The organism is Agrobacterium sp. GW821-FHT02D03 (assembly GCF_059421725.1).
The window spans coordinates 776,099-802,783 of the sequence record NZ_JBWKVN010000002.1 but is presented as its reverse complement, the minus strand read 5'-3'; the positions used below and the strand labels follow the sequence as shown (position 1 = coordinate 802,783).

The 26,685-nt window shown below is 59.8% G+C and carries 22 protein-coding genes; 13 read left to right on the top strand and 9 right to left on the bottom strand.

The features are described 5' to 3' along the window. The first annotated feature begins 58 nt into the window (after positions 1-58). The 8 genes from AC07U5_RS17080 (at position 59) to AC07U5_RS17045 (ending at position 9,244) form a co-directional block, all read left to right on the top strand. Entirely contained in the window at positions 59-1,012 is a 954-nt protein-coding gene (locus AC07U5_RS17080) for a sugar-binding transcriptional regulator (RefSeq protein ID WP_062443615.1), read from the top strand. A gap of 141 nt (positions 1,013-1,153) precedes the next feature. Then, positions 1,154-2,467 (top strand): ABC transporter substrate-binding protein, encoded by a 1,314-nt coding sequence (locus tag AC07U5_RS17075; RefSeq protein ID WP_062443612.1) that lies wholly within the window; start codon positions 1,154-1,156, stop codon positions 2,465-2,467. A 119-nt stretch (positions 2,468-2,586) separates the two neighbouring features. Then, complete coding sequence (locus tag AC07U5_RS17070) at positions 2,587-3,459, top strand: carbohydrate ABC transporter permease (protein ID WP_494723726.1); 873 nt, start codon at positions 2,587-2,589, stop codon at positions 3,457-3,459. A gap of 11 nt (positions 3,460-3,470) precedes the next feature. Then, the gene (locus AC07U5_RS17065; RefSeq protein WP_062423581.1) at positions 3,471-4,295 is read left to right on the top strand and encodes a carbohydrate ABC transporter permease; all 825 of its coding nucleotides are present in this window, start codon (positions 3,471-3,473) and stop codon (positions 4,293-4,295) included. 11 nt (positions 4,296-4,306) lie between these two features. Then, positions 4,307-5,311, top strand: coding sequence for an ABC transporter ATP-binding protein (locus tag AC07U5_RS17060; protein ID WP_494723725.1), 1,005 nt, complete (start codon positions 4,307-4,309; stop codon positions 5,309-5,311). A 96-nt stretch (positions 5,312-5,407) separates the two neighbouring features. Then, positions 5,408-6,892, top strand: coding sequence for a mannitol dehydrogenase family protein (locus AC07U5_RS17055; protein WP_113179180.1), 1,485 nt, complete (start codon positions 5,408-5,410; stop codon positions 6,890-6,892). A 4-nt stretch (positions 6,893-6,896) separates the two neighbouring features. Next, a complete protein-coding gene (locus AC07U5_RS17050; protein WP_112359364.1) occupies positions 6,897-7,601 on the top strand; it encodes an HAD family hydrolase in 705 nt (234 codons plus the stop codon). A gap of 68 nt (positions 7,602-7,669) precedes the next feature. Beyond that, on the top strand, positions 7,670-9,244 hold the full coding sequence (locus AC07U5_RS17045; protein WP_113179181.1) for an FGGY-family carbohydrate kinase: 1,575 nt from the start codon (positions 7,670-7,672) through the stop codon (positions 9,242-9,244). Positions 9,245-9,278: 34 nt separating this feature from the next. Here AC07U5_RS17045 and AC07U5_RS17040 read toward each other — a convergent pair whose 3' ends face one another. The 8 genes from AC07U5_RS17040 to AC07U5_RS17005 all read right to left on the bottom strand — a co-directional run bounded on the left by AC07U5_RS17040 (position 9,279) and on the right by AC07U5_RS17005 (position 17,167). Beyond that, complete coding sequence (locus tag AC07U5_RS17040; protein WP_207773752.1) at positions 9,279-9,461, bottom strand: hypothetical protein; 183 nt, start codon at positions 9,459-9,461, stop codon at positions 9,279-9,281. 181 nt (positions 9,462-9,642) lie between these two features. After that, a complete protein-coding gene (locus AC07U5_RS17035; protein WP_494723724.1) occupies positions 9,643-10,740 on the bottom strand; it encodes a pyridoxal-phosphate-dependent aminotransferase family protein in 1,098 nt (365 codons plus the stop codon). Further along, complete coding sequence (locus AC07U5_RS17030; protein ID WP_494724267.1) at positions 10,733-11,518, bottom strand: ABC transporter ATP-binding protein; 786 nt, start codon at positions 11,516-11,518, stop codon at positions 10,733-10,735. The genes AC07U5_RS17035 and AC07U5_RS17030 overlap by 8 nt, the downstream gene beginning before the upstream one ends. Continuing rightward, a complete protein-coding gene (locus tag AC07U5_RS17025) occupies positions 11,518-12,324 on the bottom strand; it encodes an ABC transporter ATP-binding protein (protein ID WP_494723723.1) in 807 nt (268 codons plus the stop codon). The genes AC07U5_RS17030 and AC07U5_RS17025 overlap by 1 nt, the downstream gene beginning before the upstream one ends. Beyond that, positions 12,321-13,151 carry an ABC transporter permease gene (locus AC07U5_RS17020; protein WP_494723722.1) on the bottom strand — a complete coding sequence of 277 codons (831 nt, stop codon included), beginning with the start codon at positions 13,149-13,151 and terminating at the stop codon, positions 12,321-12,323. The genes AC07U5_RS17025 and AC07U5_RS17020 overlap by 4 nt, the downstream gene beginning before the upstream one ends. After that, positions 13,148-14,137 carry an ABC transporter permease gene (locus tag AC07U5_RS17015; protein WP_494723721.1) on the bottom strand — a complete coding sequence of 330 codons (990 nt, stop codon included), beginning with the start codon at positions 14,135-14,137 and terminating at the stop codon, positions 13,148-13,150. The genes AC07U5_RS17020 and AC07U5_RS17015 overlap by 4 nt, the downstream gene beginning before the upstream one ends. A gap of 1 nt (position 14,138) precedes the next feature. Then, positions 14,139-15,746, bottom strand: coding sequence for an ABC transporter substrate-binding protein (locus AC07U5_RS17010; protein WP_494723720.1), 1,608 nt, complete (start codon positions 15,744-15,746; stop codon positions 14,139-14,141). 215 nt (positions 15,747-15,961) lie between these two features. Further along, positions 15,962-17,167, bottom strand: a complete 1,206-nt coding sequence (locus AC07U5_RS17005; protein ID WP_112520699.1) for an AGE family epimerase/isomerase — start codon at positions 17,165-17,167, stop codon at positions 15,962-15,964. Positions 17,168-17,436: 269 nt separating this feature from the next. Between AC07U5_RS17005 and bcsN the strand changes: the two genes are divergently transcribed. Beyond that, complete coding sequence (gene bcsN, locus AC07U5_RS17000) at positions 17,437-18,417, top strand: cellulose biosynthesis protein BcsN (protein ID WP_082546290.1); 981 nt, start codon at positions 17,437-17,439, stop codon at positions 18,415-18,417. Positions 18,418-18,526: 109 nt separating this feature from the next. Next, a complete protein-coding gene (gene bcsA, locus AC07U5_RS16995; RefSeq protein ID WP_494723719.1) occupies positions 18,527-20,719 on the top strand; it encodes a UDP-forming cellulose synthase catalytic subunit in 2,193 nt (730 codons plus the stop codon). 28 nt (positions 20,720-20,747) lie between these two features. Here bcsA and AC07U5_RS16990 read toward each other — a convergent pair whose 3' ends face one another. Beyond that, positions 20,748-20,885: a hypothetical protein gene (locus AC07U5_RS16990; protein WP_236769495.1), complete on the bottom strand. Its 138-nt coding sequence runs from the start codon at positions 20,883-20,885 to the stop codon at positions 20,748-20,750. On the opposite strand from AC07U5_RS16990, the gene AC07U5_RS16985 reads away from it, so the two are divergent. From AC07U5_RS16985 to AC07U5_RS16975, 3 genes are read left to right on the top strand one after another with little or no spacing between them, the layout of a single operon-like run. Further along, positions 20,884-23,235: a cellulose biosynthesis cyclic di-GMP-binding regulatory protein BcsB gene (locus tag AC07U5_RS16985; protein WP_245495279.1), complete on the top strand. Its 2,352-nt coding sequence runs from the start codon at positions 20,884-20,886 to the stop codon at positions 23,233-23,235. The genes AC07U5_RS16990 and AC07U5_RS16985 overlap by 2 nt on opposite strands. Next, entirely contained in the window at positions 23,235-24,281 is a 1,047-nt protein-coding gene (locus tag AC07U5_RS16980) for a family 8 glycosyl hydrolase (protein ID WP_130978300.1), read from the top strand. Before AC07U5_RS16985 ends, AC07U5_RS16980 begins: the two co-directional genes overlap by 1 nt. Continuing rightward, a complete protein-coding gene (locus AC07U5_RS16975) occupies positions 24,278-26,542 on the top strand; it encodes a tetratricopeptide repeat protein (protein ID WP_494723718.1) in 2,265 nt (754 codons plus the stop codon). The genes AC07U5_RS16980 and AC07U5_RS16975 overlap by 4 nt, the downstream gene beginning before the upstream one ends. Positions 26,543-26,685: the final 143 nt, after the last annotated feature.

Genomic DNA, 26,685 nt, shown 5'->3' with positions numbered 1-26,685 from the left:
TGACTTTTTACTGCAAAAAATGCCAGCACTTGGGGAGCAGACAAGTTAGGGCAGAGACATGGCCAGGCGATCCGATAGCGGTGGACGGTTAGACGATGCGGCGCGCGCCGGCTGGCTCTATTATGTGGCCGGTCGCACGCAGGACGAGATCGCCGCTGCCATGGGAATTTCGCGCCAGTCTGCGCAGCGTCTCGTCTCGCTGGCGGTGGCCGAGCGTCTGATCAAGGTGCGGCTCGATCACCCGATTGCCGCCTGTCTGGAGAAGGCAGAGGCGCTGCGCGAACGCTTTTCGCTAAAGCATGTCGAGGTCGTCCCGAGCGATCCGGCAGGAACCTCCTCCACCGTTGGAATTGCCGAGGCGGGTGCGGCGGAAATCGAGCGCTGGTTGCGCCAGCCAGATCCGATCGTGCTGGCCGTCGGAACGGGGCGCACACTGAAAGCGGCGGTGGATCAACTGCCGCCGATGGACTGTCCGCAGCATCGCATCGTCTCACTCACCGGCAATATCGGCCCCGACGGATCAGCCGCCTATTACAACGTCATCTTCTCCATGGCGGATGCGATCAAGGCTCGCCACTTTCCCATGCCGCTGCCGGTTCTTTGCTCATCGTCTGAAGAGCGCCTCTTGCTGCATGACCAACCCATGGTTCGCTCAACGCTGGCTTTGGGTGCTGCCGCAAATGTGACCTTCGTAGGGGTTGGCGAGTTGGGAGAAAACGCGCCGCTCTGTCTCGACGGGTTTCTCGCCGTTGACGAGATGAAAAAACTGATCGCCGAGGGTGCCGCAGGCGAAATCTGCGGCTGGTTCTTCGATGGGGATGGGCAGATCATGAACAATCCCATCAATGATCGCGTCGCCTCCGTTCCCGTGCCGCCGAGGGAGACTTGCACCGTGGTCGGTATCGCTCAGGGACGAAAGAAATCGCCCGCCATTTTGGCCGCTTTGCGCGGTGGGTTGCTCAACGGCGTCATCACCGATGAGCAATCGGCTGAATATCTGCTCACGCACTGAGCAAAAATATCTCATTTAAATCAGTATATTAGCTCCTTCTTTTGCGCTGCAGCGCAGGAGGATGCTTGACTTTGTGTCGGGATAAGTGAGTAATTGCCCTCGAGCAAAGCGAATGCTCATTTTTCTTCTGGGAGGAAGATCATGACATTGAAGACACTTCTGCTGGGCGCATGCTCGGCTCTCGCCCTTTCCGGCCTCGCGTCTGCAGAAACATTGACCATTGCCACCGTCAACAACGGTGACATGATCCGCATGCAGGGACTGACAAAGGAATTTACCGACAAGAACCCGGACATCCAGATCGAGTGGGTCACACTGGAAGAGAACGTCCTGCGCGAACGCGTCACGACGGATATCGCCACCAATGGCGGCCAGTACGACATCATGACCATCGGCAACTACGAAGTTCCGATCTGGGCCAAGCAAGGCTGGCTTCTGCCGCTGGAAAAGCTCGGCGACAAGTATGATGTCAACGACATGCTGCCATCCATTCGTGGTGGCTTGACGGTTGAAGGCAAGCTCTATGCGGCGCCCTTCTATGGCGAATCTGCCATGATCATGTATCGCAAGGACCTGTTTGAAAAAGCCGGCCTGAAAATGCCTGAAAACCCGACCTGGGAATTCATCGGCGATGCGGCCCGCAAGATCACCGACCGTAAGGCCGACGTCAACGGCATTTGCCTGCGCGGCAAGGCTGGTTGGGGCGAAAACATGGCCTTCATCACCGCGCTCACCAACTCCTTCGGTGGCCGCTGGTTCGATGAAAACTGGAAACCGCAATTCGATCAGCCCGAGTGGAAGAACTCCCTGCAGTTCTACGTCGATCTGATGAAGGATGCCGGTCCATCGGGCGCTGCGTCCAACGGCTTCAACGAAAACCTGACGCTCTTCCAGCAAGGCAAGTGCGGCATGTGGATCGACGCTACCGTTGCTGCTTCCTTCGTGTCGAACCCGAAGGACTCCAAGGTTGCGGACAAGGTTGGCTACGCGCTCTTCCCGACGCATGGCGAATTGAAGAACCATGGCAACTGGCTGTGGTCCTGGAACCTTGCGATCCCGAAGAGCTCGCAGAAGGCTGAATCGGCAGAGAAGTTCATCGCCTGGGCAACCAGCAAGGACTATTCCGATCTCGTCGCCTCCAAGGAAGGCTGGGCCAACGTCCCTCCGGGCACGCGTACCTCGCTCTACAAGAACGCTGACTACGAGAAGGCGGCACCGTTCGCCAAGACGACGCTTGCAGCCATGAATGCAGCCGACATCACCAAGCCAACGGTCAAGCCTGTGCCTTACACCGGCGGCCAGTTCGTGGCGATCCCCGAGTTCCAGTCGCTCGGTACCACGGTCGGCCAGCTCTTCTCGGCAGTCGTTGCAGGTCAGTCTTCGGTTGATGATGCGCTCGCAGGCGCTCAGTCCACCGCGACGCGCGAAATGACCCGCGCCGGTTACATCAAGTAATCCTCCCGAAGCCTGCCGCCCGGCCATTGCCGGGCGGCGGATCTTCTCGATCGTCTCATAATCAAAAGAATGCACCGCCTGCGGTATTACTTCCGCGCGCGATACTGGGAGGACAGCGAATGGCAACGCAGAACACCAGGAACCTGGCGCGCGTGATGATGGCGCCATCCGTTTTCCTGCTTCTCATCTGGATGATCGTGCCGCTGGCGATGACGCTGTGGTTTTCCTTCCAGAACTACAATCTGCTGAACCCGGCCAATGTCAGCTTTGCCGGCCTGTTCAATTACAAATTCTTCTACACCGATCCGGCCTTCTTCCAGTCCATCTGGAACACGCTGATCATCGTCGGCGGTGTGTTGCTGATCACCATTATCGGCGGCGTTGCGATTGCGCTTCTGCTCGATCAGCCGATCTTCGGCCAGGGCATCGTTCGCATTCTGGTGATCTCGCCCTTTTTCGTCATGCCACCCGTCGCGGCACTGATCTGGAAGAACATGATCATGCACCCCGGTTATGGTGTGCTTGCGGACCTGAACAGGTTCTTCGGCTTTCAACCCATCGACTGGTTCTCGCGCTTCCCGCTTTTATCCATCGTCATCATCGTGGCTTGGCAGTGGCTTCCCTTTGCGACGCTGATCCTGCTGACTGCGCTCCAGTCTCTCGATGGCGAACAAAGAGAAGCCGCCGAAATGGATGGCGCAAACTTCTTTAACCGCTTCATCTATCTGACGCTGCCGCATCTGGCGCGCGCCATGACGGTGGTCATCCTCATTCAGACCATCTTTCTTCTGGGCGTCTATGCGGAAATTCTCGTCACCACCAATGGCGGACCCGGCTATGCCTCTACCAACCTGCCGTTCCTGATCTACCGGACCGCGCTGCTTGGTTATGACGTGGGTGGTGCTTCAGCCGGCGGTATCATCGCCATCGTACTCGCCAACGTCGTCGCCATCTTCCTGATGCGCGCGGTCGGCAAGAACCTCGATCGTTAAGGAGACGTCCCATGGCTCGTAAAGTCTCTACCCGTTCGAAGATCGGCTTTACCATCGCGGCATGGGTGGTTGCACTCATCCTGTTTTTCCCGATTCTCTATGCCTTCCTCACCTCCATCAAGACGGAGCCGGAAGCCATTGCAGGCTTCAGCCTCTGGCCGTCGGGGACGCTGGAAAACTACGTCACGGTGAACACGCAGCGCGACTACTTCAAGCCCTTCATGAACTCGGTCGTCCTATCGGTCGGCTCCACGATCCTGGCACTGCTCATCGCCATTCCGGCGGCTTGGGCCATGGCATTTTCGCCGACAAAGCGCACGAAAGACATCCTGATGTGGATGCTCTCGACCAAGATGATGCCGGCCGTTGCCGTGCTGGTGCCGTTCTATCTGATGTTCCGCAATGCCGGCCTTCTCGACACCCGCTTCGGCCTGACGCTGATGCTGACCATGATCAATCTGCCGATCGTGGTGTGGATGCTCTATACCTACTTCCGTGAAATTCCGGGCGAAATCCTGGAAGCTGCCCGGATGGATGGCGCGTCGCTGTGGAACGAGATCGTCTATGTGCTGACACCGATGGCGGTCCCCGGCATTGCCTCGACACTGCTCCTCAACATCATTCTGGCCTGGAACGAGTCGTTCTGGACCATTCGCCTGACGACCACAAACGCGGCACCGCTAACGGCGTTCATCGCCTCCTTCTCGTCGCCGCAGGGCCTGTTCTGGGCAAAGCTATCGGCTGCCTCGATGATGGCGATCGCGCCAATCCTGGTGCTCGGCTGGTTCAGCCAGAAACAACTCGTGCGCGGCCTGACCTTCGGCGCTGTGAAATAAGGATCATAACAATGGGCAGCATTTCGCTTAAAAATGTTTCGAAGGTCTTTGGCGAAGCCAAGGTCATCCCATCCATCAATCTCGATATTCAGAACGGTGAGTTCGTCGTCTTTGTCGGTCCCTCCGGCTGCGGAAAGTCCACGCTGTTGCGTCTGATTGCCGGGCTTGAGGATGTCAGCGGCGGTCAGATCATCATCGATGGCAAGGACGTGACCGAAAAGGCACCGGCAGAACGCGGCCTTGCCATGGTTTTTCAATCCTACGCGCTTTATCCGCATATGAGCGTGCGCAACAATATCGGCTTTCCACTGAAGATGGCGAAGATGGAAAAGTCCGCCATCGACAAGAAGGTGAATGACGCCGCAGCCATCCTCAATCTGACCGATTATCTCGATCGCCGTCCCTCGCAGCTCTCCGGCGGTCAGCGCCAGCGTGTCGCCATTGGTCGCGCCATTGTGCGCGAGCCCTCCGCGTTCCTCTTCGACGAACCGCTGTCGAACCTCGATGCGGCACTGCGTGGCACGATGCGGCTGGAAATCTCCGAGCTGCACAACACGTTGAAGACGACGATGATCTATGTGACCCACGACCAGGTGGAAGCCATGACCATGGCCGACAAGATCGTGGTTCTGAACCGCGGCAATATCGAGCAGGTCGGTTCGCCGCTGGATCTCTACCGCAGCCCGGCCAATCTCTTCGTCGCGGGCTTTATCGGCTCTCCACGCATGAATCTGGTTAAGGGTGCCTATGCCTTTGGAAAGTCGGCGGAGACGGTCGGGATCCGGCCTGAACACCTGCTGCTGTCGAAGGAAAGCGGTTTGTGGAAGGGCAAGGTCAACGTGGCCGAGCATCTTGGTTCGGATACCTTCCTCCACATCGACGTCGAAGATATCGGCATGATCACCGCGCGCGCCGGTGGCGAGTTCGCCTGCCAGCATGGCGATATCGTCTTCATCACGCCGGATGAGACCAAGGTCCACAGGTTCGACACCAAGGGTCTGGCAATCCGGCCATAGTGCCTGGATGTCGCCATTCGGCGAAAGCCATCACGACATGGACCTTGAGCGCGTTTCGCGCGCCGGTTCGATTGCGAATTATTCGAGGATTGTCTCATGACCTGCAAACTCTCGCTTGCAACGCTTGATCAGGCAAACGCCACCGCCCAGGTTCCCTCCTATGTGCGGAGCGACCTTTCGGCAGGCATCGTTCACTTCGGCGTCGGCAATTTTCACCGTGCGCATCAGGCGATCTATCTCGACGATCTTTTCAACACCGGTGCCGATCATGATTTTGCGATCATCGGTGCTGGCGTGCTGCCGTCGGATGCCGTCATGCGCGAGAAACTCGCCGATCAGGATTTCTTGACGACGGTCGTCGAGCAGGACAATAACCGAACAGGTGCCCGCGTTACCGGGCCGATGATCGACATCCTGCCGGTCGGCGACGCCAAAGCGATTATCGAGGCACTTGCCGACCCGAAGATCCGCATTGTCTCGATGACCATCACCGAGGGCGGCTACTTCATCGATGCGTCCGGCGCGTTCAATCCGCAGCATCCAGCCATTGCCGAGGATGGCAAGAGCCCGGGAGCGCCGAAGACGGTGTTTGGCCTCATCGTTGCGGGGCTTCGAGCACGCCGCGACAGAGGCATCCCGGCCTTCACGGTCATGTCCTGCGACAACATCCCGCACAACGGCAAGGTCACGAAGAACGCCGTCGTCGGCCTCGCAGCCCTGTCCGATCCAGCCTTCGCTACCTGGATCGGTGAGAATGTGTCCTTCCCCAATTCCATGGTGGATCGCATCACGCCAGCCACCGGCGATCGCGAGCGCTCCATTGCCCGCGACGACTTTGGCATCGAGGACAACTGGCCGGTCTTCTGCGAAGAGTTCAAGCAATGGGTTATGGAGGACAATTTCCCCGCCGGTCGCCCGGCGCTGGAGAAAGTCGGCGTTCAGTTCGTGTCCGATGTCGCACCTTATGAACACATGAAGATCCGCATCCTGAACGGCGGCCATGCTGCGATTGCCTATCCCGCAGCACTTCTCGATGTTCACTTCGTCCATGAGGCGATGGAGCATCCGTTGATCCGCGCCTTCCTCGCGAAGCTGGAAAAGGAAGAGATCATCCCGATCATTCCGCCGGTGCCGGACACCAATCTCAACGAATATTTCGAGCTGATCGAGCGCCGTTTCCTCAACCCGAAGATTGGCGACACCATTCCGCGCCTGGCGCAAGACGGCTCCAACCGCCAACCGAAATTCATCCTGCCCTCGACTTCGGACCGTCTGGCACAGGGTCTCGACATTGTCGGCCTGTCGCTGGTCTCGGCATTGTGGTGCCGCTACTTCTACGGCACCTCGGACAGCGGCAAGGCGATCGTCTTCAACGATGCGAGTGCCGAGCGCCTGCAGGCGGCAGCGATCAAGGCAAAGGACGACCCGATGGCGTTCCTTGCGCTGAGCGACATTTTCGGCGACGTTGCCGACTCCGACCTCTTCCGCAAGCGCTTTGCCCATGCTCTAAAGACATTGTGGCAGCAGGGAACGGCAAAAACGCTGCAGCTCTATCTGGACGATAAACTCATCGAAAGCTGACATCATGCCAACCGGAACAGGCCCCTTGGTGATCTTCGACTGCGATGGCGTTCTCGTCGATAGTGAGCCGGTTTCAGTCGCCGTGCTGATCGACATGCTGGCGCATCTGGGTGTTCAGATGACCGAGGAAGAGGCCTATCAACGGTTTCTCGGCCGCAGCCTCGCCAATATGACCGCAACGCTTTGGGAAGAATACGGTATCGAGACCGATATCGACTTTCTTGAACACATGCGAAGCGCGCTTTTCGAACGCTTTCGCCTCGAATTGAAGGCCATTGAAGGCATTGCCGAAACGTTGGACCGGCTCGACGTACCGCGCTGCGTGGCCTCGTCCAGTCAGCCGGAACGCATCCGCTATTCGTTGGGCCTGACGGGGCTCATCGAAAAATTCGAGCCGCATATTTTCAGCGCGACCATGGTGAAGAACGGCAAGCCGGCACCTGATCTCTTCCTGCACGCCGCGCATGAAATGGGCGCGGAGCCCGCCAATTGCATCGTCATTGAAGACAGTCCGGCCGGTATTGTGGCAGCTAAGGCTGCTGGCATGTGCGTTTTTGCTTTTACAGGAGGCTCTCACGCACGCTTCCCCGCATTTCGCCGACAGATCGCAGCGCTTGAGCCCGATCTCGTGTTTGACGCGATGCCGGATTTGGTCCACCTTGTGCGCGACCGAAAGGGCCGCCAAGGCTCAAGAGCAGAGGCTGGTTGACGTGCAGGTGAAGACACGGAACGGTTCTCTCCCGGTTTTCGGCAAAACAGGGATGGGAAACTAGCTTCATGCGCCAATATCTCGTTGCGGTCGATGTCGGAACAGGCAGCGCGCGCGCCGGGGTGTTCGATCGTCATGGTGCAATGCTGTCCCGCGCCACTCATCCTATCCTGATGCAAAGGCCGAGGGAAAACCACGCCGAGCACGATTCCGAGAACATATGGAAGGCTGTCTGCCTTTCGGTGCGGTCTGCCATGGCGGACGCGGCGATCGATCCGGTGCGTGTGGCTGCCATCGGGTTTGATGCCACATGTTCGCTGGTTGCGCGCGGCAAGTCTGGCGAGCAGGTGTCGGTCTCGACCACAGGCGAAGACCGGTTCGACACGGTGGTCTGGCTCGATCATCGCGCCATCAACGAGGCGGATTTTCTCACCGCGTCGCATCATCCGGTTCTGGATTTCGCCGGCGGGTCGATATCTCCCGAAATGCAGATACCGAAGCTTATGTGGTTGAAGAAACACCTGCCTCAAAGCTGGTCCAGAGCCGCTTACTTCTTCGACCTTGCCGACTTTCTCACATGGAAGGCGAGCGGCAGTGCTGCGCGCTCCAACTGCACATTGACGGCAAAATGGAATTTCCTGGCGCATGAACAGCAAGGCTGGCGCAACGACTATCTTGAACTTGCCGGGATAGGCGATCTGAAAGAACGCGCCGCGCTTCCTGCAAGCACCGTAGCACCGGGTCAAGCCGTTGGTACCCTCTCGGCCAAGGCTGCCGATGAATTGGGGCTTGATACGCAGTGCCGGGTCGCGACCGGCATGATCGATGCTTATGCGGGCGCGCTTGGTGCGCTTGGCGGAAGCCTCGACAACCATGTCGAAAACAACGTCGCGCTCATCGCTGGCACATCCAGTTGCCTTGTGGCGCTCACGCCCAATCGCATGCATGGTCGCAGCCTGTGGGGGCCCTACTGGCAAGCTGTTTTGCCGGATCACTGGCTGGTCGAGGGCGGACAATCGGCAACGGGTGCACTGCTCGACCATATCGTGCGCATGCATGCCGCAGGGGGAGAGCCGGATGCGGCACTTCACCGTCGCATCGTCGACCGCGTCATGGCGTTGCGGGCAGAGGAGGGCGAGGGATTTGCCAGCCGTCTGCATGTCCTGCCGGATTTTCATGGCAACAGATCGCCGCTTGCCGATCCGCATGCCAGAGGTGTGATCAGTGGCCTGACACTCGATACCTCGTTCGACAGCCTCTGTGCACTGTACTGGCGCACGGCGGTGTCGATCGCGCTCAGTACGCGCCACGTTCTGGATGCGATGGAAGGGTTCGGATATCGCACCACCACGCTTCACGTTGCGGGTGGGCACATCCACAATCCGCTGCTGATGGAACTCTATGCCGACGCGACGGGCAAACGGGTCGTGGTGCCACAGACCAGCGATGCCGTTCTTCTTGGGACGGCCATGACCGCTGCAGCGGCGGGCGGCGTCTATGATAGCTTGGCGGAAGCTGGTGCTGCCATGTATCCCGGCTGTGAGGAGCGCCAGCCGGACGGGTCACGCGCATCCATCTATGAGCGCGATTACAAAAAATTCCTCGCAATGCATCGTCATCGCGAGGAACTGGACCGCCTTTGAGGGACGTGAGACCGCGCGGTTTTGGACGCGTCCCTCAGATCACCGGATAGAGCGACCAGAAGAACAGATCATGTTCCTGATCGCGATCGCGCTGCTCGGACTCGTCGCGCGTGACCTGGTCCTTTTTCGATCCGCTCTCACGCTTGAGCTTTTCTTCCTGTGCCCGACGGCCAAGGCCGAAGAGATCGAAGGAAAGCATGTTGAAACCAGCAACCATTTTCATTCCTCCTGTCACCAAACTTAACAATGTGTAAAGTTTCGCGCGTTGCCACGATTTCGTCAAGATTGCGGGAGGGATTCCTGTGTCACTGCTGTGGACGGGAGGGGAAGATCCTTCCAATGGCAGCGTTTCAGTGAGAGCATTTTTTCACGAGCCCGGAAGGCGGTTCAATGCGCCCTCACGAAGAATAGGCGGCATCCAGCGCCTCAAAGGCTTTTTCGACCGGTCCTGAATGGCCCTGGAATTGCAGGGCATGGGCGAAGGCTTTGATGTTGGCACGCACCGCCTCCTTGCTGGCACGCTGGCCGGTATGGTTGAGGCGGATCAGTCGATCTGAGCCGGGTCCGACCGCTGCGCCAATATCTGCCCCATCGAGCCTCGCGGCCTGGAGAAAATTGCTGCGGTCGATATCAGCGGGAAGCTTGACGGCTGTCACCAGTGCCGAAGCCAGATGATCGTCGACCCAAAGCTCCGCACCCAGCGCGCGCAAAGCGTCTCGCGTCGCCTTCGCCGCCAGACGATGCCGCGCTTCAACCGCGTCGATGCCTTCGGCTTCCAGACGCTCGAGTGCGGCGTCTAGCGCAAAGAATTCGAGCGGCGCAGGCGTACCGGGCAAAGCACCTCTGCCGGTCTCGAGCCATTGCTCTTTCTGATCGAGAAGGGACAGCATCGAGTTGCGCGGGGCGCTCTCATGCTGCAGCATCGCCCAGGCGCGGTCGCTGACCGAGATTGCAGAGACGCCCGCCGGCCCTGCAAGCGATTTTTGCGGACCGATCACGACGATATCGATGCCGTCTGCATTCACATTCAGAGCATGGCCGCCAATCGATGCGACCGCATCGACCACCGTGAGCACACCCCGTTCTCTTGCAAGCCGAACGATGTCTTCCAATGGATTGAGAATGCCGGTGGCGGATTCGGCATGGACCAGTGACAGCACAGAGATATCGGGATGGTCGTCCAGTTGCTGACGCACAGCCTCTATCGCCACCGGTCGTCCGGGCTCAGCCGCGAGATTGATGACATCGCTGCCTCCGCGCTTCAGCCAGTCGCCGAACCATGCACCATAGGGGCTGGTCACGACGTTCAGCGTTTTCATGCCAGGTCGCGCGAGGCTGGTGGCGACGGCCTCCAGCGCCAATACCGCCTCGGCCTGAATGAGAAGCACATCGTTACGCGTCCTCATCAGGGCCGCCAATCGGTCTGCAAGCTTTGCGTAACGCTCCGGCGGAAAGGCGGGCACGTCGAGCAGATGGCTCCAGTTGCGATCAGGCATGGCTTTGGTCCTTACGAAGTGTGGGAACGGCGGCAATCAACCGTCTTGCTGTATCCGACTGTGGGTTCGAGATTACGCTGTCCGTCTCTCCACACTCGACGATGCGCCCCATCTCCATGATGGCAACGCGATGGCAGACGGCACGAATGACCGCAAGATCATGCGAGACGAACAGACAAGAGAGGCCGGTCTCGCTTTGAAGGGATACCAGCAATTCGAGAATCTGGGCACGGACGGAGAGGTCGAGCGCGGAAACGGCCTCATCCATCACCAACAGGGACGGGCGGCAGGCGATGGCCCGGGCGATTGCGACGCGCTGTCGCTGGCCGCCCGACAGTTGGAGAACAGGACGTGCAGCGTGGTCCGCGCCAAGCCCTACGCGCTCCAGCAGGCGGACGATCTCGGCTTGCCGATCGCGGGGCGCGACGATCCTGTGGATTCGCAACGGTTCACCGATCGCATCTGCCACTGTGGCACGCGGATTGAACGCGCCATGCGTATCTTGAAACACCATCTGCATATGACGACGGGCTGCTCTCAGGTCACGACCCGAAAGGGTCAGCCAGTTCTGGCCTTGAAAACGCACCTCGCCGCCATCTGCGGGCGAAAGCCGCATGATAATGCGCGCCAGCGTCGATTTCCCGCACCCCGACGGGCCTGCCAGCCCAAGTGTTTCGCCGCGCGCCAGCGTAAAGGAAACATCGTCGAGCGCCTGCACTGTCCGTCCCTGCGATTGGTATCGCTTGGAAAGGCGGTTGACGGAGAAGAAGGGCTCCATCAACTGGCCCTCCGGATCAGCGGTGGGGTGGTGAGATCAAGGTGCGAAGAAAGGAGACGTTTGATGTCGTCGCTTGCCGGATTCAAGAGCACGTCCTGCGCCTTGCCCGACTCCACCAGTCGGCCCGATTGGAACACCGCGATCTCGTCCGCAAGGCTGGAGGCCAGCGCGATATCGTGGGTAATGAAAATCAGCGTCATGCCATTGGCGCTGATAAGGCGGTCGAGGAGCCGGGCGATCGTCGCTTGCGTGATTGTGTCGAGCGCGCTGGTGGCCTCATCGGCAATCAGGATTTTGGGCGCTGCGGAGATGGCGGCCGCAATCGCCACACGTTGCCGCTGCCCGCCGGAGATTTGATGCGGATAGGCCGAGAGCAAGGCATCGGGGTTCGGCAGTTGTACCTCTGTCAGCAAATCCCGGGCGTGAGCCCGCGCCTGTTTTCGCGTGAGGCGAAGATGACGAATGGCAGCCTCCGCCACCTGTTCGCCAATCCTCAGTACCGGGTTGAGGCTGGCGCTCGGGTCTTGAAACACATAGGCGATATCGCGGCCTGGCGTTGAAAATCGTGTTTGGTGGCTCTTGTCCGGATGTCCATTCCAGATGAGCTGACCGTCGGTCTTCGCTCCATACGGCAACAAGCCAGCGATGCAGCGTGCCAGCGTGCTTTTGCCCGATCCGCTTTCGCCGATGATCGCCAGGCGCTGCTTTTCCTGAAGCTGAAGCGATACGTTGCGCAAAGAAGGTTGCGCGGCGCCGTGGTAGGTGACGCTGAGCCCTTCGATCTTCAGAAGCGGGGCAAGGCTCATCGCGCAGCCCCTTGACCGGCGAACGCCTTGTTGATGCCCTCACCCAGCAGATAGACCCCAAGGACAGTAGCGAGCAGAGCCATGCCGGGGATAATGGAGAGGTAGGCCGCAGAGCGAAGCACGTTTCTCCCCTCGGCAATCATCCCGCCCCAGGTCACGATGTTCGGGTCTCCAAGTCCGAGAAAGGAGAGGGCGGCTTCGGTCAGGATCGCCGCAGCGACGATGATGGCGGCGAGCGCCATGACCGGCGGCAAGGCGTTGGGGAGAATTTGGCGGAAGGCAATTTCCATCGGGTGCATGCCGATGGTGCGGGCGGAGGCCACATAGTCGCGCTCACGGATCGACAACACCTGCGCGCGCGTCAATCGCGCCGGGTCGGCCCAGGCGCCGAGCGCGATGGCAAGAATCACGATGGGCAGCGATGGACCGATGGTGCTGACAAAGGCAAGTGCCAGAAGAAAGCTCGGCACGATCTGAAAGGCATCGGTGATCCGCATCAGCGCCTCATCGATGATACCGCCAGCAAAGCCCGCAAGCGTTCCCATGACGGTGCCGATCAGAAGGGCTGCGGCGGCAGCGCAGAGACCGACGAGCAGCGAACTGCGCGCAGCGTGGAACAGGCAGGCCATCACATCGCGTCCAAGCGTATCGGTTCCGAGTGGCAGGGCGCGCTCGGTGAATGGCGGAATGAGTGGCGCGGCGACGATGGAAAGCGGATCGTTGGGAAAGACAAAAGGTGCCGAAAGGCCAGCGGCTGCCACGACGAAAAGGATTGCGAGACCGACCAGGCCTTCGCGGCTGCGGAACACTTGGCCAAGAACCGTCACGTCGTTTCCTCCCCGGCGCCGATACGCGGATCGAGAAGCGCGTAGAGCAAATCGACGATCAGGTTGACAAGGATGACGAAGACGGCGCTGACGAGGATGATGCCCATCAGCAAGGGTGTATCCCGCCCGGCAACTGCTTCTTGCGCCAGCCTCCCGAAGCCCGGAATGGCGAAAACGCTCTCGATCACAACGGAGCCGCCCAGCATCATAGCGGATTGGAGGCCAAGCACGGTGAGAAGGGGAAGGGCGGCATTGCGCGCAACATGACGCAGCACCACCCGCGCGCGCGACAGTCCTTTCGATTGGGCAAAGGTGACGAACTCCATCCGCCAGATCTCACCCATGGCGCTGCGCATCACGCGCAGGAAAAGAGCGAGATAGATCAGGCCAAGGCTCGCGACGGGAAGAACGAGATGGCGCGCAATATCGAGGGCGCGTGCGAAACCTTGCTTACCGGAAGCTATCGTTTCCAGACCGGACGTGGGGAGCCAGCGAAGCTTTACCGCGAAGACGAGCACGAGGACGAGGCCGAGCCAGAACCCCGGAACGGCATACAGTGCCAGCGACAGTGACGACAGCGCCCGGTCCAGCAGGCTTCCAGGCTTTGCTCCAGCGACAATCCCCAGAGCAGTGCCGAGAATGAAGGACAGGAGCGTCGCGCTCCCCATTAAAAGCAGCGTGTTGGGCAAACGCTCCATAATCAGCGACAGCACAGGGCGGTCGAAGGCGACTGACCAGCCGAGATCGAGTTTCAGGACGGAGGTGGCGTAAAGCCACAGCCGCCATAGCGCCGAGTGATCCAGCCCATATTGCGCCCGCAGGCTGTCTCGCAGGCTGGCATCTCCGCCACCGATCGACACCAGATAGGCGTCGACTGCGTCGCCCGACGCATTTTCCAGCAGCAGGAAGGTGAAGAGAAGCACGATGATCAGCACCGGAATGGCGCTGATCAGCCTACGACGGAGAATGCGGCCTGCGCCTCCCACCTCACTCCTCGATGGCGGTGTCCGCCCAGTTTGAAACCGCCCATCTTGGATTGCTGGCGACGTTCTTCACCGTATCGCGGGCCACGGTGATGAAGCCCCACTCGGCCACGCTGATGATCGGCAGGTCCTCTTTGACCTTCTGCTGGAAGGTCTTGTAGAGTTCGGTACGCTGCTTTTCGTCCACCGTTTGCGCCGCCTTGTCGATGATGGCGTCCAGTTCCTTGTTCTCGTAACCTCCCTGGTTGGAGAAGGGCACGCCGGCGGGTGTTCCCGATTTCACCAGGATGGTGGTGGAGATGGCGGGATCGCCGCGGAAGACGGTGGGTGCTACCGCGAGATCGAAGGCGTGATCCGTATAGACCGCCTTCTGATGCGCGGCCGCATCGTTGTTCACCAGCTGCGCATCGATGCCGATGGCAGACAGTGCTTGGCGCAGATAGGCGCCGAACTGTTTGGTTTCGTTGAAATACGGCGCGGGCAAAAGTTTGAGCGAGAAGCGGTTGCCATCGGCACCACGCGGATAGCCTGCCTCGTCGAGAAGGGCATTGGCTTTGTCGACATTGAAGTCGTAGAGTTTTACGTCAGGCGTATAGAATTGCGGCGCGTTCTTCGGCACGGGACCGGTGGAATTGGTGGCATAGCCCAGGAAGACTGTATCAACGACGAGCTTCTTGTCGATCGCGTGCGCAATGGCCTGCCGAACCTTGAGATCGGCAAGCTCCTTGCGACGGTGGTTGATCTCCACCACGAGCTGGTAGGTCAGCGCCTCATAGCCATCGGCGATGACCTTGATACCGGGTTCCTTGGAAATGCGGGCAAGATCCGTCAGCGGCACGGCGGAGAAGGCCGCGAGCTGGATCTCGCCGGCTTCCAGCGCGGTTGCGGCGCCTGCTCGGTCCGGAAGCACGCGATAGATGATCTCGTCCAGTTTCGGCTGACCCTTGCCCCAGTATTTTTCGTTGCGCGTCAGCCGGTAATATTCGCCGGGTTTGTACTCGGCAAAAACAAAAGGCCCGGTACCGACCGGCTTGGTGTTCAATGGGTTGGTGGCAATATCGGTGCCGTCATACAGGTGTTTCGGCAGCACACTCGTCACCACCGGAAGCGCGTTGCGGATCAACTGGAACGGCGTCGGCTTGGAGAAGTGGAAGATGGCCGTGTGCTCATCCGGTGTATCGACACTCTCCAGATTGGCAAAGACCAGACGCCCGAGGTTCTGAAGCGGCTTCCAGACGGAGAGGGCCGAGAAGGCCACATCGGCCGAGGTGAAGGGCTTGCCGTCATGCCAGGTCACGCCCTCGCGCAGTCTGAAGGTCGCGCTCAAACCGTCCTGCGATCCTTCCCAGGACGTTGCAAGACGCGGTTCCAGACCGTTCCTGCCGCTGAACGATGCTTCTGCCAAGGGCTCCACGATCTTGCTGGAGATGTAGAACACGCCGTTGGAGGCAACGATCGCCGGATTGAGGTTCTTAGGCTCCGAATCTGCCGCCACGACCAGTCGTTCGCCGCTGCCCGCCGCCCAGGCCAGATCGGTCCGCATCAGCGTGGTGGAGGCTGCGAGCAAGGCTGCGGTTTTTAAAAGAGAGCGGCGCGAAAGGGGGGACGGCATGAAGGACTCCGGGTTCGGATTGTGGGCGGCGTCATGGTGCCATTTAGGACCATGACGGCTTCAGTGTCCATGGGAAGTCATTGCATTGACAGCAATGTTTTCACGCCGCCTGGAATGCGCGAGGCAAATCTTTTCAACGCCATCCAAGAGCCCGCGAAAATCGTTCGCGGCATCAAAGAGGCATGGGTTGGTTGATGGCCGAAGGAGCCGACGCCTTATCGCGGTCCCGCTGTCTTGGTTGTCAGTGCTTTAAGCACGCTGTCGGCTTCGTAAATCGCGCAGACGATATGATAGAAGGTGCTGGCCGGTGCCGGTTCGTCGATCATCGGTGCATCGGCGGGCCACTTGTCGAACCAGAGGCCTTTGACCGGCGTGTCGAGGAAGGGCTGTATCGCCATCACGGCCCGCGAGGCGGAGGTGATATAGCGATGCCGCTCTTCGCCTTCGGTGGCACTGGCCAGGCGAACGGCGGCCTTCAGCCATTCGGTTTGCGGCCAGAAACGAGCCAGGCCATCATGCATGCTGAAATCGTCGAGAAGGCTCATCACCGCGACTTTGCGGCGTGGGCAGATGCCATGGTTCTCCCCGATGTCGAACATTCGCTTTGCCTTTTGAATGGCGTCGAAGCTGTTGCGCAAAAGTCCCCATCTGACCAGAAGCCAGGCCCATTCGAATTGATGGCCAGGCTCCATGATGCGGCCTTTTCCGCCGGGTGCTGGGGTCCAATCCTTGTCGAAGAATTCCCGCAGACCGCCATTCTCCTGATCGATGAAACGCGTCATCGCGAGATTTGCAATCTCATCGGCGACAGCCGTCCAGGGGCCGGTTGGATCGACCGTCTCCCAGGCCAGCATGGCCTCGAAAAGATGCATATGCGGGTTGGAGCAGAGCGGATAGCGAGACGGGTTGTCTTCCTCGAAGCCCTGTTCGGAATGGGCATAACGCTCTTTGAGAAGCGAGAGGATGCCGAGCGCTCGCTCGCGCATCTCGTGCTTCCTCTGCGGCAACGCCATCGCCGTCTGGGCCGCAGCAAAGAGGGCGAAAGCCTGATTGTAAAGATCGAAGGACGGATCGATCAGCTTTCCGGATGCATCGGCAAGATTGCCGTAGAGTCCGCTCTCCAGAAGATAGACTTTGTCGAACCAGTCGAGACCGTGATTGATGGCGCGCTGCCAGTCGCCGGTCCATCCGTTTTCGCCGGCTGCGGCGTAGCAATAGGCCTGGCGGGGCTGCACGCGGGCGCGACGATTATCCCCAAGAACCGGCTTTCCGTCCTGATCGACCCTTTCATGAAAGCCGCCGTCGGGTTTTGCCGCTCCGGCCTCCCACCACAGCGGCAAAGCAGCCTCCTCCAGCCATCGACGCAATGCGGTGATTTCGTCCGTCAGTTGTGTTGTGGCGCTCAAGGTCTGCTCTTCCATACTGTTTCTCTTTCCGTATTTTGATTCCCTCGCGCCGTCCGTCAAGTCGTCATAGCGGTCGTCGCCCAAGTAGAGAACCATCCGCCCAATCTTGGTCAGACGATAAAGTTCCCGTGAGCGGATCGAGGATCGCGCCGCGACTTGCGGCATCACTCTATGCCATCGACAATTCGGATTGCTAATTCATGGCGCTCACGTATTTCGTAACTATGAGTGTGCCACATGTGATTCGCGATGTTCGATCCCCGTCAAAGGGGCGTGGTGGGGTGATGAACACCGCCACTGCGACAGCATTGGCATGTGGCATGGCGCTGACGCTTTCAGGTTGCAATACGCCGGCCGGCGTGCAGCAATCCGGTGGGCCGAAGATGTTGGCGCCGGAAGAAGCACTGATCTTTCCGCCGCCCGGCGGCCCGGAAGTCCTCACCGTTATCAACCGCAATTATGCCAATGCCGTTCAGCAGGACGTGATCCTGCGCTCGGATGCGGCGACCCCTGGTCAGAACTATTTGAAGGTGCAGCTTTTCGGGCCGCAAAAGGCAGAGGATACCGGACGGGGTGGGCTGTCGGAGAGCAGTCTGCGTGTTTCTTCGATCTCGCGGGAGATCAGGAGCGCATTTCCCGGTGTGGCGATGGCGACGTCTGCCGAATATTTGCAGAACAATTACGGCACGTTTTCCTATGCCTCAGGCAGAGGTTATGGCAACGACGCCTGCATTTACGGATGGCAGCAAATCAGGTCGCCGGAAAGCGCCCGCCAGAGCTTCAAGAATCTCGGTCGCATCAATGTGACGCTGCGGCTCTGCCAGTCGGGTGTCACGACGCGCGATCTCCTGGCGGTGATGTATAACTACACGATTACCGGCAACTATCTGTCCACCAACTGGAACCCTTACGGAACCGCACAGGACCCAGACAAGGGCCTTGGACGTGCCGGCAATCCTATCTATCCCGTAACGGGTGCCGTGCCGATGCAGCCTGGAACGCAAACGCCCATCTCGGCTCCCGTTCGTTCGCAGCCACGACCTGCGGTGACAGCCTCGCCCACCGCGGCGCCCGTCGTTTTGCAGCCGCAGCCCACCGCATCCTCCAGGCCGCCTGTCCTCATCCCGTCCCCGGCAGCGCCAAGGGCGGCTGGCAGCAGACCGGCAGACGTGCCCCCGCCAGCGCGGCGTATCGAAACGAAACAGGTCGCCATTCCTTCGCCTACTTGCGTTGCCGGTCAGGCGAACGGACAAACCTGCAATTAACTGTTTCAGGTGTAACTGATCCACTTGGTCTCTTCGTCGCAGTCAGGGGCCAGTGGCATGAGGCCAGGGAGCGGTCAGCTTCTTATCGACTTGATGTAAAGGTTTGCTGATGAGCAAGGTCATCGCTTTCACCCTCTGGCTGTTCGTGTCAGCCTGTGTCTTGCTGATCATCACATTGCCCGTCAGCTTACAGACGCATCTCATCGCCACGGCGATTTCGCTGGCTTTGCTTGCCACCATCAAGTCTCTGAACGGCAAAGGCGCCTGGCGGCTCATCGGTCTTGGCTTCGGTACGGCCATTGTTCTGCGCTACGTGTATTGGCGCACGACCAGCACCTTGCCGCCCGTCAACCAGCTCGAAAACTTCATCCCGGGCTTCCTGCTCTATCTCGCCGAAATGTACAGCGTGGTGATGCTGGCACTCAGCCTTGTCATCGTCTCTATGCCGTTGCCGTCGCGAAAGGGCCGTCCTGGTTCGCCCGGCTATGTCCCGACTGTCGATGTGTTCGTGCCGACCTACAATGAGGATGCGGAACTTCTCGCCAACACTCTGGCGGCTGCGAAGAACATGGATTATCCGGCGGACAAATTCACCGTCTGGCTGCTGGATGATGGCGGCACGGTGCAGAAACGCAATGCTCCAAACGGGCTGGAAGCGCAAGCCGCGACCCGGCGGCACGCGGAATTGCAAAAGCTCTGCGCCGATCTCGGCGTCAACTATCTGACGCGTGAGCGAAACGTCCATGCCAAGGCTGGCAATCTGAACAATGGTCTGGATCATTCGACGGGCGAACTGGTCACCGTTTTCGATGCCGACCATGCGCCCGCGCGCGATTTTCTTCTCGAAACGGTTGGCTATTTCGAGGAAGATCCAAGGCTCTTTCTCGTCCAGACGCCGCATTTCTTCGTCAATCCGGACCCAATCGAGCGCAATCTGCGCACCTTCGAAACCATGCCGAGCGAGAATGAAATGTTCTACGGCATCATCCAGCGCGGCTTGGATAAATGGAACGGTGCCTTCTTCTGCGGATCGGCAGCGGTTCTGCGGCGCGAGGCGCTCAAAGAAACCGATGGCTTCAGCGGCGTCAGCATTACCGAGGATTGCGAGACGGCACTTGCGCTTCATTCGCGCGGCTGGAACAGCCTTTATGTCGATAAGCCCCTGATTGCCGGTCTGCAGCCGGCGACCTTCACCAGCTTCATCGGCCAGCGAAGCCGCTGGGCGCAAGGCATGATGCAGATCCTGATCTTCCGCCAGCCGCTTTTCCGCCGAGGGCTCTCCTTCCCCCAGCGGCTCTGCTACATGTCTTCGACATTGTTCTGGCTCTTCCCGTTCCCGCGCACCATCTTCCTCTTTGCGCCGCTCTTCTATCTCTTCTTCGACCTGCAGATCTTCGTTGCATCCGGCGGTGAGTTCCTTGCCTATACGGCCGCCTACATGCTGGTAAACCTGATGATACAGAACTTCCTCTATGGAAGTTTCCGCTGGCCGTGGATTTCCGAGCTTTATGAATATGTGCAGACGGTGCATCTCTTGCCTGCCGTGGTCTCGGTGCTGTTCAACCCCAGCAAGCCGACCTTCAAGGTGACGGCGAAGGACGAGTCCATCAGCGAAGCCCGCCTGTCGGAAATCAGCCGACCGTTCTTCGTCATCTTCTTCGTGCTGGTCATCGCCATGATCTTTGCGATCTATCGCATCTATGCCGAGCCCTATAAAGCGGACGTCACACTTGTCGTTGGTGGCTGGAACCTGCTCAACATCATCTTTGCCGGCTGTGCTCTCGGCGTCGTGTCCGAACGCGGAGAGAAATCCGCGTCGCGGCGCATCACCGTCAAGCGCCGATGCGAATTGCAGTTGCAGGAAGACGGCCCCTGGTTGCCGGCAACGGTTCAGAACGTGTCCGTCCACGGCATGCTGATCAACATTTTCGAAAAGGATCTGGATGTCGTCGAGAAGGGCCGCCCCGCGATTATTCGCGTAGACCCGTATAGCCCTGGGGCGCCCTCGTCGATGACGATCGATATCGTCCGGACCGTCAAGCAGCAGGGCTTTACCTCGGTCGGCTGTACCTTTGCGCCAAAGGAAAATATCGAACACCGCCTGATAGCGGATCTGATCTTCGCCAATTCAGAGCAATGGACCGAATTTCAGCGCGCACGCAGGGGTAATCCCGGCCTGATCCGGGGCACGATCACCTTCATGGGCATCGCGCTTTTTCAGACACAACGCGGCCTGTTTTATTTCATGCGTTCTTTCCGAACGAGAGCGCGACAGAAGGCTGCGGCAGGAGTGGCCAAGTGATGAAAAAGCCGCTCCTCCTCATAAGCTTTTACGCCATGTTGTCGGCAAGCGCATTTGGGCAAAGCGCACCGTTTGACATGTCTCCAGAGCGCCCGGCAAACCCGCCTGCGGCAAGGCCGGTTCCGGTGCAGCCCGCGCCAAAGCCAGTGCCACAGGCGCCGTCCATGCCGCAAATCCCGGCTGCGCCGCCCAGTGTATCGCCGCCTGCAATGGTGCCTCCTGCACAGCAGCCGGCACCGGCACGGCCTTCGCCCGTTCCCGTCGCTCCTGCGCCATCTCCACCATCTTATCCCCAAGGCGCGCCATCACAACCGCAGACCCAGGCTCAGCCGACGCAGGCACCGCCGCTACCCGTCCAGACATCCGTCGATCCGCGCCGCCGTTACATATTGCCGTTCAGCGAACTCAGCCTGTCGGGTGAGATCGATCAGCGGCAATGGACGATCTACCTGACAGAGCAGCAGGCGCAGGCAGCGCAGGCCGTCACGATCGCGTATCAAAACGCCGTGGTGGTTGCGCCGGAAAGCTCGAGCCTGGAGATCGCGATCAACAATGTGCCGCTGGAGAAAAAGAGCATCGCATCTCCCGATGCGGAGGGGAGTGTCTCGATTCCCATCCCGCCAGGCACGCTTCAGGCGGGCGCCAATGTCGTGACACTTGGCGTCAAGCAGCGTCACAGAACCGACTGCACGGTCGAATCCACCTATGATCTGTGGACCGATATCAATCCTGCCGGCACCTTCATCACGCTCAACGCCGATGTTGCCAACCGTTTCGAGACGATCGAGGACATCCAGGCGATCGGCGCTGGCAGCGAAGGCCTCACCTCCATCGATATCGTGGCTCCCGGCCTGGCGAACCCGGTGATGGCGGAGTCGTTGCTGAAGCTGTCGCAGGCGCTGGCGCTGCGCACGCAGATGCCCAATCAGCAAATCGCCTTCCACACGACGGTGCCGAAGGAGCGTAAGGCGGGCTCGCTGGTCGTGCTGGCCGGCACATCGCGCGAGATCGCCGCCGTTGCAAGTTCGGTTCCGCCGGAAGTCCTGGCTGGCCCTTATGCCGGTTTTGAGAGCAACATCGTCAGCAATCTTTCAGCGTTGATCGTCGGAGGCCCGACACCTCAAGCGCTACAAACGGCGATCGACAGTCTCGTTGCCTCGGCCGAGCGTCCGGCCGGATCGGTGCGTTCGTTTCTGTCTACACGCAACTGGCACACACCCGATGCGCCACTGGTTGTCGGAAACCGCCGCCTGGTGCTCTCGTCGCTTGGCGTCAAAAGTGCGGAATTTTCAGGACGGCGCTTCCGCACCGATTTCACCATCGGCATTCCGGCTGATTTCTACGCTGCCGCCTATGGTGAAGCGACGCTGCTTCTGGACGCGGCCTATGCCAGCGACGTGCTTCCTGGCAGCCATATCGATGTCTATGTGAACGGCAATATTGCCTCCACCGTGCCGATTTCGAACCGCGGCGGTGGCATCTTCCGACACCTGCCGATCAAGGTCACGTTGCGACATTTCGTGCCGGGCGCCAACACGGTTGCCATTGAGGCCGTCATACAGACGCAGGCGGATTCGGATTGCTTGCCGGGAACGACGGCAAGCGGGGCACCGCGTTTTGCGCTATTCGACACGTCCGAATTCCACATGCCCAATTTCGCAAGAATTGGTCGCGCCCCGGATTTGGCCGCCAATCGTGGTGTGATACAGCCCTATCACGCCTCGCAGCAGCCCGTTGCGGTCTATATGGAGCGGATCGATCCGGACGTCATGTCGTCAGCGGCGACGCTTCTCGGCCGTATGTCACTTGCCGCCGGTCAGCCACTTGCAATCGATCTCGTCAGTTCCATTGCCGCCGTGGGAGACAGAGACGCCGTCTTCATCGGCACGCTGGCCCAGATACCGCCAGCACTGGCTGCCCAATTCAACATTGCTCTTGCCAGCCAGACGAGCTGGGGTGAGGGAGGACGCGCAACGCCACCCGTCGAGCAGACCGATCAGTTGTTTGAAAACTGGCGCGAGCGCGTGGATGGCGGTGTCTGGCAAGGGCAGATATCCTCCTTCGAGGAGTGGATCAGGCGCAACTTCGATATCAGCAGGGAGACCCTCAGGTTTCTTCCAGGCGCGGAACAAGTCTACACACCGCCAGGAAATGTCAGCTTCATGCTGGCGCAGGGGTTGAGCCCCGGTGGCGAGGGTGTGTGGACGCTTGCCACGGCACCGGCCATCGACACTTTGAGATCCGGCGTCAAATCGATGACGGAATTGAAGCGATGGAGCGGGCTCTCTGGACGTATCGCCACCTTTGATCCTGCCGCCGACAAGGTTGAGACGATCGTTGCCCAACAGCAGACTTTCTTCGACACCGGGCCGGCGACGTTCTCCAACTGGCGGCTGATTGCAGCCAACTGGCTGTCCAGCAACACGCTTTCCTACGCGCTGGTGTTCATCGGCTTTTTGTCAGTGCTCGGATGGGTTACCTTCATCCTGCTGAGGCTGTTGGGACGCAAGCCGTGATGACATTTGCCAGATCACTGACAAGAATGGTGTTGTTGCTGGGGGTGCTGATGATCCCGCTGAGCGTCAAGGCAGCCTCCATCAACGCGGCGGACTGGCAGAGCTATCGAGCCGCCTTTCTCGACGCGTCCGGGCGTATCATCGATACAGGCAATAACGGGATCAGCCACAGCGAAGGCCAGGGTTACGGCATGTGGCTCGCCGTTCTTGCCGACGACCAGGCGAATTTCGAGCTGATCTGGTCCTTCACCAAGACCGAACTTCTGGTGCGAGACGATGGTCTTGCTGCCTGGAAATGGGATCCGCAATCGACGCCCCATGTCTCGGACATCAACAATGCCACGGATGGCGATATTCTGATCGCGCAGGCGCTGGCGCTCGCTGCCCGACAATGGGGACGCCAGGACCTTGCAGACGCCGGTCGCGCGATCGCCAAGGCGGTGCTCGACAAGGCGGTGGTGGAACGCGGCGGTCGAACCCTGCTTCTCCCAGCCGCCTCCGGCTTTGCCGATAACGACCGGCCGGATGGGCCTGTCGTCAATCCATCCTACTATATTTTTGAAGCCTTTCCGCTTCTCAACGAGCTTTCGCCGTCACCTCTATGGGGCAAGCTTGTGGCCGATGGTCTCGTCGCGATCAACGGCTTTGCCTTCGGCCCGCGAAAGCTACCGGCGGACTGGGTATCCGTGCGCACCAAGCCGCGTCCGGCCGATGGCTTTGCGCAGGAGTTCGGCTACAACTCCGTTCGCATTCCGCTCTATCTGGTCAGAGGGGCGGCAGGCTCTCCCGATCTCTACACCAGGATGGCAGCTGGCATGTCGCTCGAGGACGGCAATATCGCGACCTTCGATCTGAAGTCCGGTGCAGCCAAGGATGTGCTTTCGGATGCGGGTTATCGCATCATGGCCGCACTTCTGGCCTGCAAAGCCAGCAAAAAACCCATTCCACAGGAACTGAGAACCTACGCGTCAACACTTTATTATCCATCTACGTTGCATCTCTTGGCTTTGTCTTTCGTAGCGCAGGCGAATCAGGAGTGCCTATGAACAAGAAGCCACTGTTGCTGTCCGCTGCCGTCCTGGCACTGTGCGCCGCTGGCATCTTCCAGTCGCGCGATGCGCTTCTCGGCCACGTCAGCGCCGTTCATTCCGCCCCGATGCAGGCAGTCGGAACGCATGCGTTCGCTGCGGGCATGAACAATGCCGACGTCCAGAAGGGTGACAGCCCGCTTTCTCTCGGCACCAGAGAGCCGCAATCGCGCGCTGCCCCCTCGACCAATCTTTCGCAGGCACCGAGAACACCGCAGCAGACGCCTCAAAACACAACTCCGGCCCCTCCGGCTGGCACGGGCGATGCCGCACCGGTCGTCGATGAAAGCGCTCTTCGTTACTTCGCCACACGCGGCGACACGGTGCGTCTTCAGGCTGAGATCGCACGGCTGAAAGCGCTTTATCCAAATTGGACACCGCCTGCTGATCCTACCGCTGCCGCACCCACCGGTGATCCACAGTTGGACGGGATCTGGCAACTTTATGCCACCGGTCGCTATTCGGAGGCGCGCAAGGCCATTGCCGATCGTCAGGCTGCGGAAGCCGGATGGCAGCCGCCCGCGAATCTGACCGAGATGCTGGATCTTGCCGAAGCGCGCCAGCGTCTGGTGAACGCCTCTGATCTGAAACAGTATAATGCTGTGCTCGGCGTCGCGGCCGAAAACCCGGGCCTGCTGACCTGCAGCGAAGTCGATGTTCTCTGGCGCGTGGCGGAAGCCTTCGCGCGGACGGAGAAGCCGGCGCGTGCACGCGATGCCTATGGCTACGTGCTGACCAATTGCCAGAATCCGGCGGAACGTCTGGCAACCGTGCAAAAGGCCTCGACGCTTCTGCCGATCGAGATCATGGAAGACCTCCTCTCGCGGGAAAAACCCGGACCGGATGGCCAACTAGAGTTCGAGCCCGTCAAGGACGATCTCGCGCGTCAATTCGTTGCAAAGGCGGGTGAAGACCCCAAGGTCACAGTACCGCCTGCCTATCTCTCCCGCATGGAACGGCTGGCGGAAACCAACAAGCTCGCAAGCGATGCGCTCCTGCTTGGGTGGTACAATGTCGGGCGTGAGAAGATGGACGACGCGGAAAAGTGGTTCCGCCGCGCAAGGGATGTGGAGGATTCTGCCTCCGCCTCGGAAGGCTTAGCGCTTGCGCTGGTTGCGCGTGGAGAACCCCGCGAAGCCGAAGACATCATGTTCAAATGGCGTAGTTCCTCCGATGGTGCGCGCGCAACTTATCTCGCTGCAGCCGCCAACCTCCTGGCACTTGATCCGCCTGTCGCGCTGGAGCCCGATATTCTTCAGCGCATTGCAACAGAGACCGTAGCGCAGAAGGATGCCGCGACAGCACAGGAATTTGGCTGGTATTCTCGCGCCTTCCAGCAGCCGCAGATGGCGCAGCAATGGTTCTCCACCGCATTGCAGTGGAAGCCGGAGGATGAGCCATCCGCCTATGGTCTGGCTCTCACCTACCAGGAGCTCAACAATCTGGCGGAGGTTCGTCGGCTCCAGAGCCAATGGGGTAACCAGTCGCAGCGTATCTTGGAGATCGGCCGACCGACCGCTCAGGCGGGCGTGATCGCTGCCGCGCCCGCAGTCACGACACCTGCGCCCGTACAGCCTCAATCTCGCGCAATGACCACCGCACCGCGCATGGTCTCGCCGCAAGCGACCGCCGTCGCTTACGAGCCTTCACCGCCGCGCCAAGCGGGCGCCGTTCGGGGTGCGCGCCAGTCCGGCCGTTGCTCTGTGAGCCTTAATCCGGAAGCGCTTTCTGCGCAGAGTGCACTCCAGCAAGGCTGGTGTCTGATGGAGGCTAACCGGCCTGCCGAGGCGGTGAAAGCCTTCTCCGCAGCGCTCAAGAACGGCGATTCGACAGTTCGCAGCGATGCGGCCTATGGCCAGAGCCTTGCTTATCTTCGCATGGGTCTGACGGACAATGCGGCCGTTTCCGCAACAAAATCTTCGATGGATCGCCAGAAGGCAACCGAGCTTCAAGTGGCAATCCTCACCGACCGCGCGCTGGCGGCCTATGAGAGCAAGCACTACGAAGAGGCGCTGATCCTTCTTGATCAGCGGGCGAGATATGCCACCGAGCGTATCGATCTCATGGTCATCCGCGGCTACGCTTATCTCAACATGAAGCGTTACGGCGAAGCCGTACAGGTCTTCGAGGCTTCTGCCGCAACCGGCAATGCGGATGCGATCCGGGGCCTCGCCACGGCGCAAAATGCCCGGCCGAGCCGCGGCCCGCAGGGCGGCTAGCCGTTTGGCTCGAATAGACCATTTCCGAGTTACCGGGGCCGATCTATTCGATAATTTTCATGGAATTCATTGAAAGTTCAGGTGCCGAGCAGTATGTCGGGTCAAGCTACTGCTTGATGAAACGCGACCTGCTGGATGTGAAA

Coding starts and splice junctions, on each gene's coding strand:
- AC07U5_RS17080 (WP_062443615.1), top strand. CDS start 59: ATGGCCAGGCGATCCGATAGCGGTGGACGGTTAGACGATGCGGCGCGC.
- AC07U5_RS17075 (WP_062443612.1), top strand. CDS start 1,154: ATGACATTGAAGACACTTCTGCTGGGCGCATGCTCGGCTCTCGCCCTT.
- AC07U5_RS17070 (WP_494723726.1), top strand. CDS start 2,587: ATGGCAACGCAGAACACCAGGAACCTGGCGCGCGTGATGATGGCGCCA.
- AC07U5_RS17065 (WP_062423581.1), top strand. CDS start 3,471: ATGGCTCGTAAAGTCTCTACCCGTTCGAAGATCGGCTTTACCATCGCG.
- AC07U5_RS17060 (WP_494723725.1), top strand. CDS start 4,307: ATGGGCAGCATTTCGCTTAAAAATGTTTCGAAGGTCTTTGGCGAAGCC.
- AC07U5_RS17055 (WP_113179180.1), top strand. CDS start 5,408: ATGACCTGCAAACTCTCGCTTGCAACGCTTGATCAGGCAAACGCCACC.
- AC07U5_RS17050 (WP_112359364.1), top strand. CDS start 6,897: ATGCCAACCGGAACAGGCCCCTTGGTGATCTTCGACTGCGATGGCGTT.
- AC07U5_RS17045 (WP_113179181.1), top strand. CDS start 7,670: ATGCGCCAATATCTCGTTGCGGTCGATGTCGGAACAGGCAGCGCGCGC.
- AC07U5_RS17040 (WP_207773752.1), bottom strand. CDS start 9,461: ATGGTTGCTGGTTTCAACATGCTTTCCTTCGATCTCTTCGGCCTTGGC.
- AC07U5_RS17035 (WP_494723724.1), bottom strand. CDS start 10,740: ATGCCTGATCGCAACTGGAGCCATCTGCTCGACGTGCCCGCCTTTCCG.
- AC07U5_RS17030 (WP_494724267.1), bottom strand. CDS start 11,518: ATGGAGCCCTTCTTCTCCGTCAACCGCCTTTCCAAGCGATACCAATCG.
- AC07U5_RS17025 (WP_494723723.1), bottom strand. CDS start 12,324: ATGAGCCTTGCCCCGCTTCTGAAGATCGAAGGGCTCAGCGTCACCTAC.
- AC07U5_RS17010 (WP_494723720.1), bottom strand. CDS start 15,746: ATGCCGTCCCCCCTTTCGCGCCGCTCTCTTTTAAAAACCGCAGCCTTG.
- AC07U5_RS17005 (WP_112520699.1), bottom strand. CDS start 17,167: ATGGAAGAGCAGACCTTGAGCGCCACAACACAACTGACGGACGAAATC.
- bcsN (WP_082546290.1), top strand. CDS start 17,437: ATGAACACCGCCACTGCGACAGCATTGGCATGTGGCATGGCGCTGACG.
- bcsA (WP_494723719.1), top strand. CDS start 18,527: ATGAGCAAGGTCATCGCTTTCACCCTCTGGCTGTTCGTGTCAGCCTGT.
- AC07U5_RS16985 (WP_245495279.1), top strand. CDS start 20,884: ATGCCGCAAATCCCGGCTGCGCCGCCCAGTGTATCGCCGCCTGCAATG.
- AC07U5_RS16990 (WP_236769495.1), bottom strand. CDS start 20,885: ATGGACGGCGCCTGTGGCACTGGCTTTGGCGCGGGCTGCACCGGAACC.
- AC07U5_RS16980 (WP_130978300.1), top strand. CDS start 23,235: ATGACATTTGCCAGATCACTGACAAGAATGGTGTTGTTGCTGGGGGTG.
- AC07U5_RS16975 (WP_494723718.1), top strand. CDS start 24,278: ATGAACAAGAAGCCACTGTTGCTGTCCGCTGCCGTCCTGGCACTGTGC.